The organism is Magnetospirillum molischianum DSM 120 (assembly GCF_000294655.1).
Taxonomy (GTDB): domain Bacteria; phylum Pseudomonadota; class Alphaproteobacteria; order Rhodospirillales; family Magnetospirillaceae; genus Phaeospirillum; species Phaeospirillum molischianum.
This window is the reverse complement of sequence record NZ_CAHP01000020.1, coordinates 201,941-221,891: the sequence shown is the minus strand read 5'-3', so window position 1 is coordinate 221,891 and position 19,951 is coordinate 201,941. Positions and strand designations below refer to the sequence as shown.

The 19,951-nt window shown below is 63.0% G+C and carries 17 protein-coding genes; 16 read left to right on the top strand and 1 reads right to left on the bottom strand.

Annotation, left to right across the window (positions count from 1 at the left end; translation table 11 throughout):
• Positions 1-4: 4 nt before the first annotated feature.
• From PHAMO_RS08510 to PHAMO_RS08440, 15 genes are all read left to right on the top strand, one after another.
• Positions 5-1,183, top strand: a complete 1,179-nt coding sequence (locus PHAMO_RS08510; RefSeq protein WP_040566477.1) for an NADH-quinone oxidoreductase subunit D — start codon at positions 5-7, stop codon at positions 1,181-1,183.
• Entirely contained in the window at positions 1,180-1,788 is a 609-nt protein-coding gene (locus tag PHAMO_RS08505; protein ID WP_002728392.1) for a complex I 24 kDa subunit family protein, read from the top strand. The genes PHAMO_RS08510 and PHAMO_RS08505 overlap by 4 nt, the downstream gene beginning before the upstream one ends.
• Positions 1,788-3,071 carry an NADH-quinone oxidoreductase subunit NuoF gene (nuoF, locus tag PHAMO_RS08500; protein WP_040566475.1) on the top strand — a complete coding sequence of 428 codons (1,284 nt, stop codon included), beginning with the start codon at positions 1,788-1,790 and terminating at the stop codon, positions 3,069-3,071. Before PHAMO_RS08505 ends, nuoF begins: the two co-directional genes overlap by 1 nt.
• 15 nt (positions 3,072-3,086) lie before the next feature.
• Positions 3,087-5,153: an NADH-quinone oxidoreductase subunit NuoG gene (gene nuoG, locus PHAMO_RS08495; protein ID WP_002728387.1), complete on the top strand. Its 2,067-nt coding sequence runs from the start codon at positions 3,087-3,089 to the stop codon at positions 5,151-5,153.
• On the top strand, positions 5,146-6,165 hold the full coding sequence (gene nuoH, locus PHAMO_RS08490; RefSeq protein ID WP_040566471.1) for an NADH-quinone oxidoreductase subunit NuoH: 1,020 nt from the start codon (positions 5,146-5,148) through the stop codon (positions 6,163-6,165). Before nuoG ends, nuoH begins: the two co-directional genes overlap by 8 nt.
• Before the next feature lie 15 nt (positions 6,166-6,180).
• Positions 6,181-6,669: an NADH-quinone oxidoreductase subunit NuoI gene (nuoI, locus tag PHAMO_RS08485; protein WP_002728384.1), complete on the top strand. Its 489-nt coding sequence runs from the start codon at positions 6,181-6,183 to the stop codon at positions 6,667-6,669.
• Between the two features lie 16 nt (positions 6,670-6,685).
• On the top strand, positions 6,686-7,294 hold the full coding sequence (locus tag PHAMO_RS08480; protein WP_002728382.1) for an NADH-quinone oxidoreductase subunit J: 609 nt from the start codon (positions 6,686-6,688) through the stop codon (positions 7,292-7,294).
• Positions 7,295-7,299: 5 nt separating this feature from the next.
• Positions 7,300-7,611, top strand: a complete 312-nt coding sequence (gene nuoK / locus PHAMO_RS08475; protein WP_002728380.1) for an NADH-quinone oxidoreductase subunit NuoK — start codon at positions 7,300-7,302, stop codon at positions 7,609-7,611.
• A gap of 7 nt (positions 7,612-7,618) precedes the next feature.
• Positions 7,619-9,550, top strand: coding sequence for an NADH-quinone oxidoreductase subunit L (nuoL, locus tag PHAMO_RS08470; RefSeq protein WP_002728378.1), 1,932 nt, complete (start codon positions 7,619-7,621; stop codon positions 9,548-9,550).
• 18 nt (positions 9,551-9,568) lie between these two features.
• Positions 9,569-11,083: an NADH-quinone oxidoreductase subunit M gene (locus PHAMO_RS08465; protein ID WP_002728376.1), complete on the top strand. Its 1,515-nt coding sequence runs from the start codon at positions 9,569-9,571 to the stop codon at positions 11,081-11,083.
• 12 nt (positions 11,084-11,095) lie between these two features.
• Positions 11,096-12,547, top strand: coding sequence for an NADH-quinone oxidoreductase subunit NuoN (gene nuoN / locus PHAMO_RS08460; protein WP_002728374.1), 1,452 nt, complete (start codon positions 11,096-11,098; stop codon positions 12,545-12,547).
• Positions 12,544-13,314: a biotin--[acetyl-CoA-carboxylase] ligase gene (locus PHAMO_RS08455; protein ID WP_002728373.1), complete on the top strand. Its 771-nt coding sequence runs from the start codon at positions 12,544-12,546 to the stop codon at positions 13,312-13,314. Before nuoN ends, PHAMO_RS08455 begins: the two co-directional genes overlap by 4 nt.
• Before the next feature lie 18 nt (positions 13,315-13,332).
• Positions 13,333-14,115 carry a type III pantothenate kinase gene (locus PHAMO_RS08450; protein WP_002728372.1) on the top strand — a complete coding sequence of 261 codons (783 nt, stop codon included), beginning with the start codon at positions 13,333-13,335 and terminating at the stop codon, positions 14,113-14,115.
• On the top strand, positions 14,112-15,773 hold the full coding sequence (locus PHAMO_RS08445; RefSeq protein ID WP_002728371.1) for a ribonuclease J: 1,662 nt from the start codon (positions 14,112-14,114) through the stop codon (positions 15,771-15,773). The genes PHAMO_RS08450 and PHAMO_RS08445 overlap by 4 nt, the downstream gene beginning before the upstream one ends.
• Positions 15,774-15,882: 109 nt before the next feature.
• Positions 15,883-16,179 carry a hypothetical protein gene (locus tag PHAMO_RS08440; protein ID WP_002728370.1) on the top strand — a complete coding sequence of 99 codons (297 nt, stop codon included), beginning with the start codon at positions 15,883-15,885 and terminating at the stop codon, positions 16,177-16,179.
• Positions 16,180-16,283: 104 nt separating this feature from the next.
• Here the strand turns inward: PHAMO_RS08440 and PHAMO_RS08435 are convergent, their stop codons facing one another.
• Positions 16,284-17,102, bottom strand: coding sequence for a hypothetical protein (locus tag PHAMO_RS08435; RefSeq protein WP_002728368.1), 819 nt, complete (start codon positions 17,100-17,102; stop codon positions 16,284-16,286).
• A gap of 97 nt (positions 17,103-17,199) precedes the next feature.
• On the opposite strand from PHAMO_RS08435, the gene PHAMO_RS08430 reads away from it, so the two are divergent.
• Positions 17,200-19,872, top strand: coding sequence for a bifunctional acetate--CoA ligase family protein/GNAT family N-acetyltransferase (locus PHAMO_RS08430; RefSeq protein ID WP_002728366.1), 2,673 nt, complete (start codon positions 17,200-17,202; stop codon positions 19,870-19,872).
• Positions 19,873-19,951 lie beyond the last annotated feature (79 nt).

The following is a 19,951-nucleotide window of genomic DNA, read 5'->3' as shown; positions in this document are numbered from 1 at the left end:
CGTCATGGCCGAGACCCGGATCGAGACCTATTCGCTGAATTTTGGACCGCAGCATCCGGCTGCGCACGGCGTGCTACGCCTGATCCTTGAAATGTCGGGCGAGGTGGTCGAACGCGCCGACCCTCATATCGGCCTGCTCCATCGCGGCACGGAAAAGCTGATCGAGCACAAAACCTACCTTCAGGCTGTGCCCTATTTCGACCGGCTGGATTACATCGGCACGATGAATCAGGAGCACGCCTTCGTCCTGGCAACGGAACGGCTGCTGGGGCTGGAACTGCCGCCGCGTGCCCAATACATCCGCACGCTCTATTGCGAAATCGGGCGGGTGCTCAACCACCTCATCAGCATCTGTTCCTATATCTTCGACGTCGGCGGCATGACGCCGATGCTGTGGGGATTCGAGGAACGCGATAAGCTGATGGAATTCTACGAGCGGGCCTGTGGCGCCCGTCTCCACGCCAATTACTTCCGCCCCGGCGGTGTTGCGGCCGATCTGCCGCAAGATCTGTTTGACGATATCGGCGCCTGGACCCAGACCTTCCCCTCGGCGCTCGACGATATCGAGTCGCTGGTGACCGAAAACCGCATCTTCAAGCAGCGCACCGTCGATATCGGCATTGTCACGCCGGAACAGGCGTTGGATTGGGGCTTCACCGGCCCCAACCTCCGTGCTTCGGGTATTGCCTGGGATCTGCGCAAGGCCCAGCCGTATGAGGTTTACGACCAGCTTGAGTTCGACATTCCAGTCGGCAGCAACGGCGATTGCTATGATCGCTTCCTGGTCCGCGTTCTGGAGATGCGCCAAAGCGTCCTGCTGATCCGTCAGTGCCTGGAGCGGATGCCCGGCGGGCCGGTCAAAGTGGATAACAACAAGGTAACGCCACCGCCGCGCGCAGAAATGAAGCGCTCGATGGAGGCGCTGATCCACCATTTCAAGCTGTTCACCGAGGGTTTCCACGTCCCTGCCGGAGAGGTTTATGCCGCCGTCGAAGCCCCCAAGGGCGAGTTCGCGGTCTATCTGATCTCCGACGGCAGCGGCAAACCTTACCGTTGCAAAATCCGGCCACCGGGGTTCGTCAACCTTCAGGCTCTCGACATGATGTCGAGAGGCCATATGCTGGCCGACGTGGTGGCCAATATCGGCTCCATCGACATTGTTTTCGGCGAGATCGACCGATGAGCGACAGTCCCGCAGAACCCGCCGCGTTCGCCTTCACCCCGGAAAGCGCCGAGCAGGCCCGCGCCTTCATCGCCCGCTATCCCGCCGGACGCCAACAGAGCGCGGTGATGCCGCTGCTCGATCTGGCCCAGCGCCAGGAAGGCTGGGTCAGCCGCGCCGCGATCGAGATGATTGCGAACATGCTGGAGATGGCCCCGATCCAGGTCGAGGAAGTCGCCACCTTCTACACGATGTATAATCGCCGTCCGGTCGGGCGTTTCCACGTCCAGATCTGCACCAACCTGCCTTGCATGCTGCGCGGGTCGGATGCCGTGATCGATACGGTGTGCGAGACGTTGGGAATTGGCGTCGGTGAGACCACGCCCGACGGATTGTTCACCGTGTCCGAAGCGGAATGCCTGGGGGCCTGCGTCAACGCCCCGGTTATCCAGATCAACGACGATTATTACGAGGATCTCGATCCCACCAGTACCCGTGCGGTGCTGGAGGCTCTCGGACGCGGCGAAACTCCGCGAACGGGGTCGCAGACCGGCCGCCAGACCTCGTGTCCCGCCGGTGGTCCGACCACCCTGATCCCCCCCGCCTCTGCGACGGAGAGTGCGTGATGCTGCGCGACCGCGACAGGATCTTCACCAATCTCTACGGCTTCCACGACTGGCGTCTGAGCGGTGCCCGTGCGCGCGGCGATTGGGACGGTACCCGTGACTTGCTGGCCAAGGGCCGCGACTGGGTGATTGAGGAAATGAAGACCTCGGGCTTGCGCGGCCGTGGCGGCGCGGGCTTCCCCACTGGAGTCAAATGGTCGTTCATGCCCAAGGTCGAGGGCAGCCGACCGCATTACCTCGTCATCAACGCCGACGAAGGCGAACCCGGTACGTGCAAGGACCGTGACATCCTGCGCCACGAGCCGCACAAGCTGGTCGAAGGCGCGTTGATCGCCGGGTTCGCGATCGGCGCTCGGGTCGGCTACGTTTACATTCGCGGCGAGTTCGTTCGCGAGGCCCAGAACCTTCAGGCTGCGATCGACGAAGCCCGCGCCGCCGGTTTGCTCGGCTCCAACGCCTGCGGATCGGGCTGGCCGTTCGAACTGTATATCCATCGTGGGGCCGGGGCCTATATCTGCGGCGAGGAATCCGCCCTGATCGAAAGCCTGGAAGGCAAAAAGGGGCAGCCACGCCTGAAACCCCCCTTCCCTGCCGGTGTCGGCCTCTATGGCTGTCCGACCACCGTCAACAACGTAGAATCGATCGCAGTAGCCCCAACGATCCTGCGGCGCGGCGGTGCGTGGTTCGCGGCGCTGGGGCGGCAGAAGAACAGCGGAACCAAGGTGTTCTGCATCTCCGGCCACGTCAACACGCCCTGCAACGTCGAAGAAGAAATGGGCATATCGCTGCGCGAGTTGATCGAGACTCACGCGGGCGGCGTGCGCGGTGGCTGGGACAATCTGCTGGCGGTGATTCCCGGCGGCTCATCGGTTCCGGTGCTGACCAAGGACATTTGCGATACCGTCCTGATGGATTTCGACAGCTTGCGCGACGTCCGTTCGGGCCTCGGCACTGCTGCCGTCATCGTGATGGACAAATCGACCGACATCGTTCGCGCCATCTCTCGGCTGTCACGCTTTTACGCGCATGAAAGCTGCGGTCAGTGCACGCCGTGCCGTGAAGGCACCGGCTGGCTGGCCCGGATCATGGCGCGGATGGTCACCGGCGATGCCGAACCGCACGAGATCGAGCGGCTAGACCAATTGACGCGCCAGATCGAAGGACACACCATCTGCGCACTTGGCGATGCTGCTGCCTGGCCGATCCAGGGACTGATTCGCGCCTTCCGCCCCGAGTTGGAGCGCCGCATTGCGGAACGCCAGGCTCGGGACAGGGCCGCTTGAGGACGGAATGAACACATGCCCAAGCTGACCATCGACGGCAGGGAAATCGACGTCGAATCCGGAACCACGATTCTCCAGGCGGCGGATCGTCTGGGCATCGAGATTCCGCGATTCTGCTACCATGAACGGCTGGCAATCGCCGGCAATTGCCGGATGTGCCTAGTCGAAGTCGAGAAAGTGCCGAAGCCGGTCGCGTCCTGCGCGATGCCTGTCGCCGATGGCATGGTGGTACGGACCAACACTCCGGTGGTGCGCAAGGCGCGTCAGGGGGTGATGGAATTCCTGTTGGTCAACCATCCGTTGGATTGCCCGATCTGCGACCAGGGTGGCGAATGCGACCTGCAAGATCAGGCGGTAGCCTATGGGTCCGACCGCAGCCGCTACGAGGAAACCAAGCGCGCCCAGCCGGACAAGGATTACGGCCCGCTGATCGCCACCCATATGACCCGATGCATCCAGTGCACCCGCTGTATCCGCTTCGCCGCCGAAGTGGCGGGAACGCCGGTGCTGGGCGGTCTGGGGCGAGGCGAGCATCTGGAAGTCACCCGCTATGTCGGGCAGACCGTATCGTCGGAACTGTCGGGCAATTTGATCGACCTGTGTCCGGTCGGGGCGCTGACCAACAAGCCCGCCGCATTTACCTACCGCTCGTGGGAGCTGCGTCAAACCGAAACCATCGATACGATGGACGGGTTGGGTGCGGCGATCCGGGTTGATTCGCGCGGCAACGAAGTGATCCGGGTGCTGCCCCGAATCAACGAAGACATCAACGAGGAATGGCTGGGCGACCGTTCGCGCTTCGCCTGCGACGGACTCAAGCGTCAGCGTCTCGACCGTCCCTATGTCCGCCGCGACGGCAAGCTGACTCCCGCGACCTGGCCCGAGGCATTCGCCGCCATCGCCGCCCGGCTCAAGGGGCTGGAAGGCAGCGCCATCGCCGCTATCGCGGGCGACCAGACCGATGCCGAGACGATGGCCGCGACCAAGGATTTGCTGACCGCCCTTGGCTCGGGCAATCTGGACTGCCGTCAGGACGGCGCGAAACTCGACCCATCGGCTCGCGCCTCGTACCTGTTCAACAGCACCATTGCCGGAATCGAGCAGGCCGACGCCCTGCTGCTGATCGGGACCAATCCCCGCATCGAGGCTCCGGTGCTGAACGCCCGCCTGCGCAAACGCTGGCTGGAACAGGGATTGAGCGCCGCCGCGATCGGGCCGAAGGCCGACCTGACCTTCGCCCACGATTGGCTGGGCGATTCGCCTGCGTTGCTGGCCGAAATCGCCGATGGTCGCCATCCCTTCCTCGCCACCTTGAAAGCAGCGAAGCATCCGGCCCTGATCCTTGGGCAGGGGGCGCTGGCTCGCACCGATGGCGCGGTTATGCTCGGTCTCGCCCGGCGGATCGCCGAAGCGGCCGGGATGATCCGAGAGGATTGGAACGGCTTCAACGTCCTTCACACCGCCGCCGCACGGGTCGGTGGACTTGACCTTGGCTTCGTGCCGGGGCCGGGCGGACGCGATCTTGCCGCAATCACGGCCGGAGCCGCCTCGGGCGCGGTGAAAGCTCTGTTCCTGCTGGGAGCGGACGAGATTGAGATGGGCGCCCTGGGCGATGCCTTCGTTGTCTATCTCGGCAGCCATGGCGATGCCGGAGCGCACCGCGCCGACGTCATCCTGCCGGGTGCCGCCTATACCGAGAAAGACGCCTCCTACGTCAATACCGAGGGCCGCCTCCAGCGCACCCGCCGGGCGGTGTTCCCCCCCGGCGAGGCCAAGGAAGATTGGCGGATAATCCGAGCATTGTCGGAAGTTCTAGGGCATACCCTGCCGTTCGATTCGCTGGAGCAGGTACGAGCGCGGCTGGTCGAGATCAACCCGATCTTCGCTCATCCGGGTAGCCTTAACCGCGCCGCATGGGAACCGTTCGGTATCGCCGGAACCCCCGAGGATCGGCCCCTGGCCTCGATCCTCGACAGCTATTACATGACCGATCCGATCAGCCGCGCCTCATCGACCATGGCCGCCTGTATTGCGGCATTCGGCGGCGGCTGCAATCACCATAGGGCGGGACACCATGCTTGACCTCGTGGCTGCGCAGTTTCCACCGCTCCTTTGGGATCTAATCGTCATCGTCGCGAAGATCATCGCGATCTTCTTGCCGGTGCTGATCGTGATGGCCTATCTGGTCTATGCCGAGCGCAAGATCATCGGCTCGATGCATCTGCGCAAAGGGCCGAACGTGGTCGGGCCGTTGGGGCTTCTCCAGCCCTTCGCCGACGGCATCAAGCTATTCTTTAAGGAAACCGTGCTGCCGAGCAGCGCGAACCGAGGAATTTACCTCCTCGCGCCAATGATCACCTTTATCGTTTCGCTGGTGGTGTGGGCGGTGATTCCCTTCGGCGACGGGATGGTGCTGGCCGATATCAATGTCGGTATCCTGTACGTTCTCGCGGTGTCGAGTATGGGCGTCTATGGCGTGGTGATGGCTGGATGGGCCTCGAACTCGCGCTATGCTTTCCTCGGCGCATTGCGGTCGGCCGCGCAGATGGTGTCCTACGAGGTCTCGATCGGGCTGATCATGGTTTCGGTGCTGCTGACCGCCGGCTCCCTGAACCTGTCGGCAATCGTCCGGGCTCAGGAAGGGATGTGGTTTGTCCTGCCGCACCTGCCTCTGTTCGTGCTGTTCATCGCCTCGGGTCTGGCAGAAACGAACCGCTCTCCGTTCGATTTGCCCGAATGCGAGTCCGAACTGGTCGCCGGATATAACGTTGAATACTCGTCCATGCCGTTCGCGCTGTTCTACCTGGGCGAATATATCAATATGCTGGTTGTCGGAGCGATGACCTCGATCCTGTTCCTGGGGGGCTGGCTGGCACCGTTTGGCTGGACCTTCCTGCCGGGGCCGGTTTGGTTCTTCGCCAAGGTCTGCCTGGTGATGTTCATTTTCATCTGGGTCCGGGCGACCTTTCCGCGCTACCGCTATGACCAGCTGATGCGGTTGGGATGGAAGGTGTTCCTCCCCTTCTCGCTGATCTGGGTCGTGTTGACCGCCGGCACGCTGACCGCCCTCGGCCAGTTGCCCGGACAGGGATAGGAGAGAGCCCGACCGATGTCGTTCATTGACCGCACCGCGCGCGCCTTCCTGCTGATCGAGCTGTTCCACGGCCTGTCGGTAACCTTCCGTTACCTGTTCAAGCCCAAGGTGACGATCAATTATCCGTATGAGAAAGGCTTTCTCAGCACCCGGTTCCGCGGCGAGCACGCTCTGCGCCGTTATCCCAACGGTGAAGAACGCTGCATCGCCTGCAAGCTCTGTGAAGCGGTGTGCCCGGCCCAGGCGATCACGATTGAGGCCGAACCCCGTGAAGACGGATCGCGGCGCACCCTGCGCTACGATATCGACATGACAAAATGCATCTATTGCGGTCTGTGCCAGGAGGCATGCCCGGTCGATGCGATCGTCGAGGGTCCAAACTTTGAATATGCCACCGAGACGCGGGCGGAACTGATGTACAACAAGGCCAAACTTCTCGCCAACGGTGATCGCTGGGAGGCTGAACTGGCCTTCCGTCTTTCCGCCGAAGCTCCCTATCGCTGAAGGGGGGAAACCCGGAATGTCGACAGCGTTGATTTTCTATCTCTTTGCAGGCCTGACGGTCGCAAGCGGCGCGATGGTCGTGTCCGCCCGCAATCCGGTTCATTCTGTTTTGTGGCTGATCCTGTGCTTCTTTAATACGGCGGGGCTGTTCCTGCTGCTGGGAGCCGAATTCCTGGCGATGGTTCTGGTCATCGTCTATGTCGGCGCGGTGGCGGTGCTGTTCCTTTTCGTGGTGATGATGCTTGACGTCAACCGGGCCGAGCTACGCGCCGGATTCCTGCACTACCTGCCGCTTGGCGGGTTGGTGGGGGCGGTGCTGTTGGGCGAACTGGTTGCGGTGGCCTTTGCCTGGAGTCCGAGTGAATCGTCCGAAGCGCTGACGCGCGCGCCTTTGCCCGACCCGTTGAAGGTAACCAACACTCAGGCGCTGGGGCATCTGCTCTATACCGATTATGTGTTCCTGTTCCAGACGGCAGGGCTGATCCTGCTGGTGGCGATGATCGGGGCGATCCTGCTCACCCATCGCCGCCGTAGCGGAGTGCGCCGCCAGTCGATCGCCGATCAGGTCGAGCGGACACCGCGTTCGGTCGAATTGCGTAAGGTCCAGTCAGGACGGGGGCTTTGACCGTGATGTTTGAAATCGGCCTCTCCCACTATCTGACCGTCGCGGCAATCCTGTTCACCTTGGGGGTGGTCGGAATCTTCCTCAACCGCAAGAACGTCATCATCATCATGATGTCGATCGAGCTGATTCTGCTCGCGGTCAACCTCAATCTGGTGGCGTTCTCGTCCGTCCTGCACGACCTTGTCGGGCAGGTTCTGGCGATGTTCGTGCTGACGGTGGCTGCCGCCGAAGCCGCCATCGGCCTTGCCATCATCGTTGTCTTCTTCCGCAGCCGCGGCACTATCGCGGTCGAGGACATCAGCCAGCTCAAGGGATAGCCGTCAGATGACCGTCATCGCCACCGTTTTCCTGCCGCTGCTGGGGGCCGTTGCCGCCGGCCTGTTCGGCCGCGTCATCGGCGCGCGGGGAGCCCAGATCGTCACCACCGGCTTGCTGGTGATGGCCGCGGTCTCGGCTGCCCTGGTGTTCGACCGGGTGGCGCTGGGCGGCCAGACCGAAACCGTGATTCTGGCCGACTGGATCCGCTCCGGCGGCCTGGATTTGTCCTGGGCCTTGAAGGTCGATACACTGACGGCGGTGATGCTGGTGGTGGTGACCTGGGTCTCGGCGGCGGTCCATCTTTATTCGATCGGCTACATGGCCCACGATCCGTCGATCCCGCGGTTCCATGCCTATCTGTCGTTATTCACCTTCGCAATGCTGATGCTGGTGACCGCCGACAATCTGGTTCAGTTGTTCTTCGGCTGGGAAGGTGTCGGTCTGGCTTCGTACCTGCTGATCGGGTTCTGGTACGAGAAGCCCTCGGCTTCGGCGGCGGCGATCAAGGCATTCATCGTTAACCGGGTCGGCGATTTCGCCTTCCTGCTGGGAATCTTCGGATTATTCGCCCTGTTCGGAACCATCGGTCTCGACGCGATCTTCGCCGCTGCCGCCGCTAAGGCAGGCGTGACCACGACCGTGCTGGGGCTGAAAGTCAACGCGATCACCGTCTGCTGCCTTCTGCTGTTCGTCGGTGCGATGGGCAAATCGGCCCAGCTTGGCCTGCACACCTGGCTGCCTGACGCGATGGAAGGACCGACCCCAGTGTCCGCCCTGATCCATGCCGCGACGATGGTGACCGCAGGCGTATTCCTGGTCGCGCGGATGAGTCCGTTGTTCGAACTGTCGGACGCCGCCCTGGCGGTGGTGACAGTGGTTGGCGCGGCAACGGCGATTTTCGCCGCCACCATCGGCTGCGTTCAGAACGATATCAAGCGGATCATCGCCTATTCGACCTGTTCCCAGTTGGGCTACATGTTCTTTGCCCTTGGGGTGTCAGCCTATCAGGCTGCAATTTTCCATCTGATGACCCACGCTTTCTTCAAGGCGCTTCTGTTCCTTGCCGCCGGATCGGTGATCCACGCGATGAGCGACGAGCAGGATATCCGCCGGATGGGCGGTATCTGGAAGCACGTCAAGGTCACCTGGGCGCTGATGTGGGTCGGCTCGCTGGCGCTGGCCGGGATTCCGTTCTTCGCCGGGTATTATTCCAAGGACATAATCCTGGAAGCCGCCTGGGCCGCAGGCACGCCGGTCGGACAGATCGCTTACTGGGTTGGAATTCTGGCGGCAGTGCTGACCGCGTTCTATTCCTGGCGTTTGCTGCTGTTGACCTTCCATGGCCGTCCGCGTGCCGATGAGCAGGTGATGGCCCATGTCCATGAAAGCCCGGCGGTGATGATCGTACCGCTGCTGTTCCTGGGCGCGGGAGCGATGTTTGCCGGGTGGATCGGCTATGATCTGTTCGTCGGTCCGGCCAGCCATGACTTCTGGGGCCGCGCCCTGACCGTTGCGGACATCCATCCGGCGCTCGACAACGCCCATCACGTCCCCGGCTGGGTGGCGCTGATGCCGACGGTCGCAGCGGCAGGAGGAATCGCGGTCGCGTACCTGCTCTATGTGTTCGCGCCCGCTTTGCCGGGCATTCTGGCGCGGACATTCCCGGCGCTACACCGCTTTCTGCTGAACAAGTGGTATTTCGACGAATTGTACGACGCCGTGCTGATCCGACCTGCTTTTCGCCTTGGGCGAGGATTATGGAAGGGCGGCGACGGAGCCTTGATCGATGGCCTTGGGCCCGACGGGGTGGCGGCGACCAGCATGAGAATGGGACGTAAAGTGGCAGCAACCGAGACCGGCTATCTGTTCCACTATGCGTTCGCCATGCTGATCGGGGTGGCGGGTCTCGTCACCTGGTACATGGCTATCAAGAATTAAGGACGGGGAAGAGGACCCATGACCGACTGGCCGCTTCTCACGCTAACGACGTTTCTGCCTTTGTTGGGCGCGTTGTTCATTCTGACCATCCGGGGTGAGACCGAGGTGGTGGCGCGCAATGCCCGCAACGTCGCTCTGCTGACGGCACTGGCCACCTTTGTGGTGTCGCTGTTCATCCTGGGGCGTTTCGACGCTGCCTCGCCCGATTTCCAGTTGAAGGAGACCGCCGCCTGGTTCCCCGGCACCACCATCGCCTATTCGCTTGGAATCGATGGGGTGTCTCTGTGGTTCGTGCTGCTGTCCACCTTCCTGACCCCACTCTGCATCCTCTCGACGTATCGGGCGGTACACGAACGGGTCAAGGAGTACATGGTCTGCTTCCTGGTCCTTGAGACCATGATGGTGGGGATGTTCTGCGCCCTTGATCTGGTGCTGTTCTACCTGTTCTTCGAAGGCGTGCTGATCCCGATGTTCATCATCATCGGGGTGTGGGGCGGACAGCGGCGCGTATACGCCGCTTTCAAATTCTTCCTCTATACCCTGCTCGGCTCGGTGCTGATGCTGGTGGCAATGCTGGTGATGTATTTCGAGGCGCAGACCACCGACATTCCCTCGCTGATGGCTCATTCCTTCCCGATTGAGATGCAGAAATGGCTCTGGATGGCCTTTTTTGCCTCGTTCGCAGTCAAGGTGCCGATGTGGCCGGTCCATACGTGGTTGCCCGACGCCCACGTCGAAGCGCCGACCGCCGGATCGGTGATCCTGGCTGGCGTGCTGCTGAAGATGGGGGCTTACGGCTTCCTGCGCTTCTCCCTCCCGATGCTGCCCGATGCCTCGGTGTTCTTCACCCCGCTGATCCAGGTTTTGTCAGTTGTGGCCGTGATCTACACCTCTTTGGTTGCGCTGGTTCAGGAGGATATCAAGAAGCTGATCGCCTACAGCTCGGTTGCCCACATGGGCTATGTCACGCTGGGCCTGTTCGCGATGACGCCGCAGGGAGTCGAGGGTGCGCTGATACAAATGCTGTCGCACGGCGTGGTCGCGGCGGCGCTGTTCCTAGGCGTCGGAGTGATTTATGATCGCCTCCACACGCGCGAGATCGCGCGGTTTGGCGGTCTGGCGACGAGAATGCCTCTTTACGCCGCTTTTTTCATGCTGTTCACCCTGGCGTCGATCGGGCTGCCCGGAACTTCCGGCTTTGTCGGTGAGTTCCTGGTCCTGATTGGAGTGTTCCAGGTTGACCGACTCGTGGCCGTTCTGACCGCGACCGGTGTGATTCTGGGAGCCGCCTACATGCTGTATCTGTACCGCCGGGTATTCTTTGGCCGGCTGGTGCACGAGGATCTGAAGATGCTGCCCGACCTCAGTGCCCGCGAGATTTTGGTCTTTCTCCCGCTGGCGGTTTTGGTGATATGGATGGGTGTGCATCCAGCAACCTTCCTCGACCCGATGCACGCCTCCGTGGCCAAGCTGATCGACAATTTCGAACTCGCCAAGGCGGCTCAGGCCGGTTTGGCGGCGGCGACACGCTAGGGGGATGGCGACGTGACCGTGACTCTCGACATTCTTCCCGTGCTGCCCGAATTATTCGTGGCGTTATGCGGCCTGATCCTGGTGCTGATCGGGGTGTTCCGCTCCGGCGATCCCACCCGCCCGATTGCGACCCTCAGCATCATGACGATGGTGACGGCGATGTTGCTGGTCTGGGCGCTTGGCCCCGACCGTCAGACCGGGTTCGGCGGTCTGTTCGTCGCTGACCGCTTCGCCGCGTTTGCCAAACAGCTGATCCTGCTCGGCTCGATCCTCTCCACTGCCCTGGCGATCCCGTTCCTTGAGCGCGAGAAGACCACCCGGTTTGAATATCCGGTGCTGGTTCTGTTCGCGACCCTGGGCATGATGGTGATGGTCTCGGCCAACGACTTCATGTCGTTGTATATGGGATTGGAGTTGTCGAGCCTGCCGCTCTATGTGCTGGCCGCATTCCATCGCGACAGTCCCCGTGCGGCCGAGGCCGGCGTGAAGTATTTCGTACTGGGAGCACTGGCCTCGGGCCTGCTGCTCTATGGCATTTCGCTGTTGTACGGTTTTTCCGGCACCACTTCGTTCCTTGGACTGGCCCGCTCGTTCGAGGATCTGTCTGGCCCGCCGGCCGTGGGGATTGTCGTCGGGCTGGTGTTCGTCGTCGCCGGTCTGGCCTTCAAAGTGTCGGCGGCCCCCTTCCACATGTGGACGCCCGACGTTTATGAAGGAGCGCCAACCCCGGTTACCGCCTTCTTCTCGGTGGCACCGAAGATCGCCGCTCTCTGTCTGCTGACCCGCGTGATGGTCGAACCGTTCGCGGCAATGACCGATCAGTGGCGGCAGGTGGTGGTGGCCCTGGCGGTGATTTCGATGCTGGTCGGTGCTTTTGCCGCCCTGACCCAAAGCAACATCAAGCGCCTGATGGCCTACAGTTCGATCGGACATGCCGGATACATCCTGGTCGGGCTGGCGGCTGGATCGGTGTTGGGGGTTCAGGCCATCCTGATCTACCTGACGATCTACCTGTTCATGAACATCGCGGTGTTCGCTGTCATCCTGTCGATGCGACGGATGGGCCGCCATGTCGAGGGGATCGCCGATCTGGCCGGACTGTCGAAGACGAATCCGGCAATGGCCTTCGTCATGGCGGTCCTGATGTTCTCAATGGCGGGCATCCCGCCATTGGCCGGATTCTGGGGCAAATTCTACGTCTTCATGGCGGCGATCGAGGCCGGACTGTACCCACTGGCCGTCGTTGGCCTCGTGACGAGCGTCGTTGCGGCCTATTACTATCTGCGTATCGTCAAAGTGATGTATTTCGACGAGCCGGTTGAATCGTTCGACCATCCCATCGGTTCGGCTCCGGTGGTGGCGATGAGCGTCGGAACCATGGTCGTTCTGGGCTTCACCTTCCTGCCTGCCCCGCTTGTTACGGGCGCCAAGGCAGCGGCGGCGGCGCTGTTTCCCACCGGATGAGCCCGTCCCTCCCCGATCTGCCGGAACCGTTCAGACTGCTGGCGCTAGAGCAGGTCGGAAGCACCAATGACGAAGCCCGCAGGCTGGCCGAACGCGGAGACGCCCGTGATCTTCTGGTCGTAACCGCAGAGTCTCAGACAGCCGGTCGCGGCCGCCGTGGCCGTACCTGGGTCAGCCCGGCAGGCAATCTTCACGCCTCGTTGCTGATCCGTCAGTCCGGCCCGCTCGGGCGATCCGCCGAATTGGGCTTTGCCGCTTCGGCCGCGCTGGCTGGTGCTTTGGCTGATCTGGTTCCAACGGCTGCGTTTCGCTGCAAATGGCCGAACGACGTGATGGTCGTCACCGACGGTTCGACGCCAAATGCCAAGATCGCCGGGATGCTGCTGGATAGTGGTGGCGATGGCTGGCTGGTGCTGGGATTCGGCGTCAACATCGCCGTGGCACCGCCGCCCGAGGTGGTGATGCAGACGGCGACGGCGCTGGCCGATCTCGGCTGGACAGGTGGACCAGAACCGATTCTGGCCGGATTTTGTCGGCGGTTCGGGCCGTTGTTGGCGGCGTGGCGAGCAGAGGGATTTGCTCCGGTGCGTCAGGCATGGCTGGACCGGGCACTGGGCTTTGGCGAAACTGCCGTGGTCCGGCTGGAGACAGAGACACTGACCGGTTGTTTTACCGCGCTTGACGACGATGGCGCGCTTGTGCTCGATCAAGGGTCGGCCGGGTGTCGCCGCATTCTGGCGGGAGACGTGTTCTTCCCTACTTCGTGAGCCCAGGAGACTGTTATCATGTTGTTGGCCATCGATTCGGGCAACACCAACATCGTTTTCGCGGTATTCGAAGGAGACCGTTTGCGCGGCGAGTGGCGAACCTCGACGAATACCGAGCGCACCGCCGACGAATTGGGCGTATGGCTGACCCAGTTGCTGACGATCGAAGGCTTGCGGCGACATGACATCGACGCAACGATCATCGCCAGTGTTGTTCCGGCGATGGTGTTTCACCTGAAGACTCTCTGCCGACGCTATTTCGGCTCCGAGCCGTTGGTGGTCGGCGATGAAGGCGTTGATCTCGGTCTGGCGATCCTGCTCGACCGTCCCGAGGAAGTCGGTGCCGACCGGCTTGTCAACGCGGTGGCGGCGCATCGCCGCTACGATGGGCCGCTGATCGTGATCGATTTCGGCACCGCCACCACCTTCGACGTTATCGACGCCGCTGGTAATTATTGCGGCGGAGCGATCGCGCCGGGCATCAACCTGTCGCTTGAGGCGCTGCACATGGCTGCGGCCAAGCTGCCGCGCGTCGCCATCGGACGGCCCCGTAATGTCATCGGTAAGGCGACGGTGCCGGCAATGCAATCTGGAATTTTTTGGGGCTATGTCAGCCTGATTGAGGGATTGGTGCGGAGAATTAAGGACGAGTTTGGAACCGAGATGATGGTGGTGGCAACCGGCGGACTCGCACCGCTGTTCGCTGACGCCACGCCGGTGATCGGGGCGCTGGACGCCGATCTGACCCTGCGGGGCCTGCTGGAGATCCATCGCCGTAATGCCAGACCGGCTGCCCGATGACCTACTTCCCCGAAGGTAACGAGCTGTATTATCTGCCGCTGGGCGGCGCGGGTGAAATCGGCATGAACCTGTCGCTGTACGGCTATGACGGACAGTGGCTGATGGTCGATCTGGGCGTCACATTCGGCGACGATTCGATGCCGATGGTCGATGTGGTGATGCCCGATCCCACCTGGATCGAAGAACGGCGTGAGGACCTGGCCGGGCTGGTGCTAACCCACGGCCACGAAGATCACCTGGGGGCTATTCAATATCTGTGGCCACGCTTGCGTTGTCCGGTCTTCGCCACCCCATTCGCGGCAGCAATCCTAAAGGGAAAGTTGCACGAGGTGGGGTTGCAGGACATCGTGCCGATTACCGTGATCCCGCCGGGTGGACGTTTTACCGCCGGGCCGTTCGCGGTCGAGATGATCCCGGTCACACACTCGATCCCCGAAGCGCAATCCCTGGCGATCACCACCCCAGCCGGAACGGTGGTGCATACCGGCGATTGGAAGTTCGATCCCGATCCCCTCGTCGGGCCGCCGACCGACTTTGAGGCATTGCGCCGTGTCGGACGCGAGGGAGTTCTGGCTCTGGTCGGCGATTCGACCAACGTCTTCACTAAGGGCCATTCCGGCTCGGAATCCGAAGTGCGCGGTAGCCTGATCGAGCTGTTCGGCCGCTATAACGGGCGGATCGCGGTCTCGTGTTTCGCCACCAATGTTGCCCGGCTGGAAAGCATCGCGATTGCCGCCGCCGCCAACGACCGGCACGTTGCCCTGGTCGGGCGTTCGTTGTGGCGGATTGAACGCGCCGCCCGCGAAACCGGGCACCTGACCGATCTGCCGCCGTTCCTGACCGAGCACGACGCAGGATACCTGCCCAAGGATAAGGTGCTCTATCTCTGTACCGGCAGCCAGGGAGAACCGCGTGCCGCGCTGGCCCGTATCGCCGCCGGGGACCATCCCCATGTCGTGCTGGGTAAAGGCGATGTCGCGATCTTCTCGTCAAGAATCATCCCCGGCAACGAGAAGGGAATTTTCCGACTCCAGAACGACCTGATCCGTCTGGGTGTCGAGGTGGTGACGGACAAGGAAGCCTTTGTGCACGTCTCGGGCCATCCCGGCCGCGAGGAAGTCGAAGAGATGTACCGGCTGTTGCGGCCGCGCATCGCGGTTCCCGTTCATGGCGAAGCCCGCCATCAGCAGGAACACGCCCGTCTGGCACTCGAAATGGGAGCGGAGCAGACCGTCGAGCTGTCCGACGGCGCGCTGTTGCGATTGGCTCCCGGACCAGCCGAAGTGATCGACAACATTCCAACCGGCCGTCTGTGCCTGGACGGGCCGCGTCTGGTGTCGCTCGATTCGGAGATTCTGCGCAATCGCCGCCGGATGGTATTCAACGGATCGGCGGTGGTGACGGTGGTGATCGACAAGACAGGTCGTTTGCTGGGCGATCCTCAACTCACCGCGCTCGGTCTGCTTGACGCGGCCCACGAAGCCGAAGAACACGCTGCCGTAATCGAAGCGGTGATCGCCGGAATCGAAGCCTTACCAGTCAAGGCCCGCCGTGACGATGCGGTGGTGCGCGAGGCGGCGCGGCTGGGTGTCCGGCGGTCGTTGCGCGACAGTCACGGCAAGAAGCCGATCACCGAGGTTCATCTGGTCCGGGTGTAACCCCACGCGAGGGCGGCGGCGTCTTGATCTTTCGGACCTGCCGCCCCCGTGCTAAACAGGCAATCGTGATCGACGACGACGCACGCCCGACCTTGGCGGAGACCTCTTCATGACTCGTGCCGGATATGCCCTGCCCCGCCGCTGGGCCGCCGCCTTGTTTGCCCTGACGGCGGTGGCCGGACTGTCGGCTTGTGCCGAGATCACTCGCTTCGAGCATAGTGACGGCACTACGCTTTATCACGTCAATTGCCGGGACGGGATGAACCTGTTCGAAAGCTGCCAGGATGCAGCGTTGCGGGTCTGCCCGAACGGTTATACCAAGGCCGACGTCGAGCTTACCTTGGGCTGGAACCAGGAACGCAACCGGAAACTGCACAACGCCGACAATTTTTTCGTCTGTAAATAATGAACTGCCCCTCGCCGGGCGGCTGCATCCGCACATGGGGCGCACGCGCCAAGCACCAACCGGGAAGACCGGCTCCCGGTGGTGCAAGCGACTTTTATTAAGCCTCAGCCGAGTCCCTTCAGCCCCAGCAACAGCTTATCGACACCTCGGAAGGCGGCCGCCAGTTCGACGTGAGCCTCGCGCATTGCCCCTGCGTCGGGGCAGGGGTGACCGCCGATACGGTTGGCCTGGAGCATCCTGAGGGCTGCGGCGAAGGATTGTCCCTTAACAAAAGCGGCGACATGATGGACCGCGCCGTAATGCACCGACAGATGGCCGGCCAACTTGTCGGGCAGCAGATAGAGCGAGCCTTGGGCCGACCGCCAGCCGCAATCGAAATCAGCCAGCGCCGCAACCGCAGAAACGAACGACACCCCGGCGTCTGCATTCGGCGGCGACGGCACCGCCGCGAAAGCCTGACGCCGCGCCTCAAGTTCGATTGCCAGGGTCGCAGCAATGGCGCGGCGGCGGCGGGACAGGTCGCGGCCTTGAAGCGTCACCGCAACCGCCATTCCGATCAAACCGGCAATCACCGCGCCAACAAGCAGCATCAGAGCCTGAACCCACGCCGCCAGCGGAGACGCAACGTCGGCGGCGGCAACGACAACCGGCTCAGGCGGCGACTCAAGCGGAGCGGACGAAGCGGCAGGAAGCGGCTTGACCGACTGCGGTGTCGGCTGCGGGATCGGGGCCGATGGCACGGCGGCGGGTTGCGGCGAGACGGGGCGCACCATCGGCGGAATCACAGTGCTATTGCCCTCGGACGGCGGCGCAGCGGCCGGAACAGTCAGAGGCTGAGACAGCACTGGCCCACCCCCGTCTTCCGCCATAGCGGCGAAGGGAAGTAGGGAAAAGGCCAGAGCAAGGACAGCCACATTGCGCATTAGAACACCATCTAGCAGACTGGGACGGACGGCCCGAGCAGCACCATAGACGATGGCGGCGCGGGCGTGAAGGCCGGAAGAAAAGGGTTTTCAGGACATGAGCATACGCAATTTGTCCCACCTGTTCGAGCCCTCCTCGGTGGCGGTGATCGGGGCCTCCGACCGCCCCCTGTCGGCCGGAGCGGTTGTTATGCGCAACTTGCTGACCGGCGGGTTCAAAGGGCCGATCATGCCGGTCAATCCCCATCAGCAGGCGGTGGCCGGAGTCCTGGCCTATCCTCGGGTCGAAGCCTTGCCCATCGTCCCCGATCTGGCGGTGCTGTGCACTCCGGGCGCCAGCGTGCCCGAATTGGTCGGACAATTGGGGCGGATCGGCACCCGCGCCGCCGTGGTCATCGCCACCGACGTTGATCGTCCGGCGATGCTGGCCGCCGCCCGCCAACACGGAGTCCGGATTCTCGGCACCGGCAGCCTGGGAGTTCTGGTGCCGCGCATCGGATTGATGGCCAGCTTCTCGCACCTTCAGGCGCTGCCGGGCAAAGTGGCGCTGGTCTCGCAATCGGGCGAGCTGTGCGGTGCGGTGCTGGATTGGGCGCGTCCGCACGGAATCGGCTTTTCCCATTTCATCAGCCTGGGCAACGGCGACGATATCGATTTTGCCGACGTGCTCGATTACCTCGCCAACGACGACCAAACCCGCGCGATTCTGCTTTATATCGAGCAAATCCGACGCCGGGGCGATCTGGTCGCCGCCGCCCGCGCCGCCGCCCGCAACAAGCCGCTATTGCTGGTGCGGGTGCCGGATCATCTTGAGATCCGCCGCCCCGGCGCGTTTTTGTCCGAGGCTCTGGCCACCCCCGAGGAATGCTTCGATGCGACAGTCCGCCGTTCTGGCGCACTGCGGGTCGGCGATGTCGATGAATTGTTCGGCGCGGTCGAGACCCTGGCGCGGGCGCGGGCCGTTCCCGGCAACCGGCTGGCGGTCGTGTCAAACGGCGGCGGCATGGCGATGATGGCCCAGGCCGAGATGGACGAACCGGGCGGCCCTCGACTTGCCGTACTGTCGGACCAGACTCGTCAGAAGCTCACCACGCTGCTGCCTGCGGGAACACCGATAGGCAATCCGCTTGATCTTGGTCTTGATGCCGACGCCAAGCGCTATGGCGAGGCGGTGCGAACCTTGACCGAAGCCGAGGAAATCAACGCGGTTCTGGTCGTGCACGCCCCCAACGCGATGGCCGACCCTGTCGCCGCCGCCCAGGCAGTGATCGAGACGCAAAAGCGTCAGCATGGTGCGGTGCTGACCGCCTGGGTTGGCGAAGAAGCCGTAGCCCCAGCGCGGCGACTGTTCGCCGAAGCCGGGTTACCGACTTATGCCACCCCTGGACAGGCAGTCCGAGCCTTCCGCCATCTGGTCCATTACCGCCGGAACCAGACGATGCTGATGGAAACGCCGCCATCGCAATGGGAGGGGTTTGCCGAGGCGCGGGTTCTCGCCCGTCCGATCGTTGAACGCGGTCTGTTAGCCCCCGAGGGGATGCTGATCGATTCCGAGGCTCGCGCCCTGCTTGCCGCCTATGGCATTCCGATCCAGGCGGCAGAGCGCGCCGCCTCCCCCGAAGAGGCAGCCGCTGCCGCCGAACGGTTGGGCTTTCCGGTCTCGCTGACGCTTGATCGACCGGACCTTGCCCGCAAGACCGAGGCCGGAGCCATCGCCCTGGGGCTGGATACCGCCGAGGCGGTCCGAACCGCCGCGTTGGGCATTCGCCGCCGCGTTGCCGCCGACAATCCCGAAGCCAACAACGCCGGCTTTACCGTCCAGCGCTCGCTGTATCGCCCCGAGGCCCGACTGCTGATCGCCGGAATTGCCTGCGACCCACTGTTCGGACCCGTGATCGTGTTCGGCGAGGGGGGACGCGCCGTCGAAGTCCCGCGCGACCATACGGTTGGCCTGCCGCCGCTGAACCTGCCGCTCGCCCGCAGCATGATCGGACGAACCCGCATCGCCCGGTTGCTGAAGGCCAGCGAGACCCGCCCCGCCGCCGACCGCGATGCTGTCGCCGAGGTTCTGGTGCGGCTGTCGCGGATGCTGGCCGACAATCCCGAAATCGTTGCCTGCGACATCAACCCGCTCTTCGCCGACGATGAAGGCGTGGTGGCTCTGGACGCGCGGGTTCGGGTCCGGTCGTGGGAAGACAGCGACCGCCGCCGTTTCGCCATTCTGCCCTACCCGGCCGAGTTGGAAGAAAACGCGACGATGAAGGATGGAACCCCGATCCAATTGCGGCCGATCCGCCCCGAGGACGAACCGGCCCATGCCGATCTGATCGCGAAGATGACGCCACAAGATTTGCGAATGCGCTTCTTCGGGCTGGTGCGCGAGGTCCAGCATTTCCAGTTGGCCCGGATGACTCAGATCGATTACGAACGCGAGATGGCCTTTATCGCCACCCGCTACGATGCCGAGGGAAATCAGGAAACCCTTGGGGTGGTGCGCACGGTGGTCGATCCCGACAACCAACGCGCCGAACTAGGCATTCTGGTGCGGTCGGATCTGAAAGGCACCGGGCTGGGCCATACCTTGCTCGATAAGATCATCCGCTATCAGCGGGTCCGGGGGACCGGCCAGATCTTCGCTCAGATCATGAGTGAGAATATGGCGATGCTGCGTCTGGCCCGCCGCGCAGGATTCCGACCCCACCCGTCCGGGGAGCATGAAGTCATCGAACTGGTGCTCGACCTTCAGAACGGCCCGCCCGAGGCGAGTTGAACGCGATGACACCCGGCGCTCATTCCGCTTCCGGTTATAAGAGCGCCGGTGTAGGCTCCGAACCCTCCCGGCTCCGGCC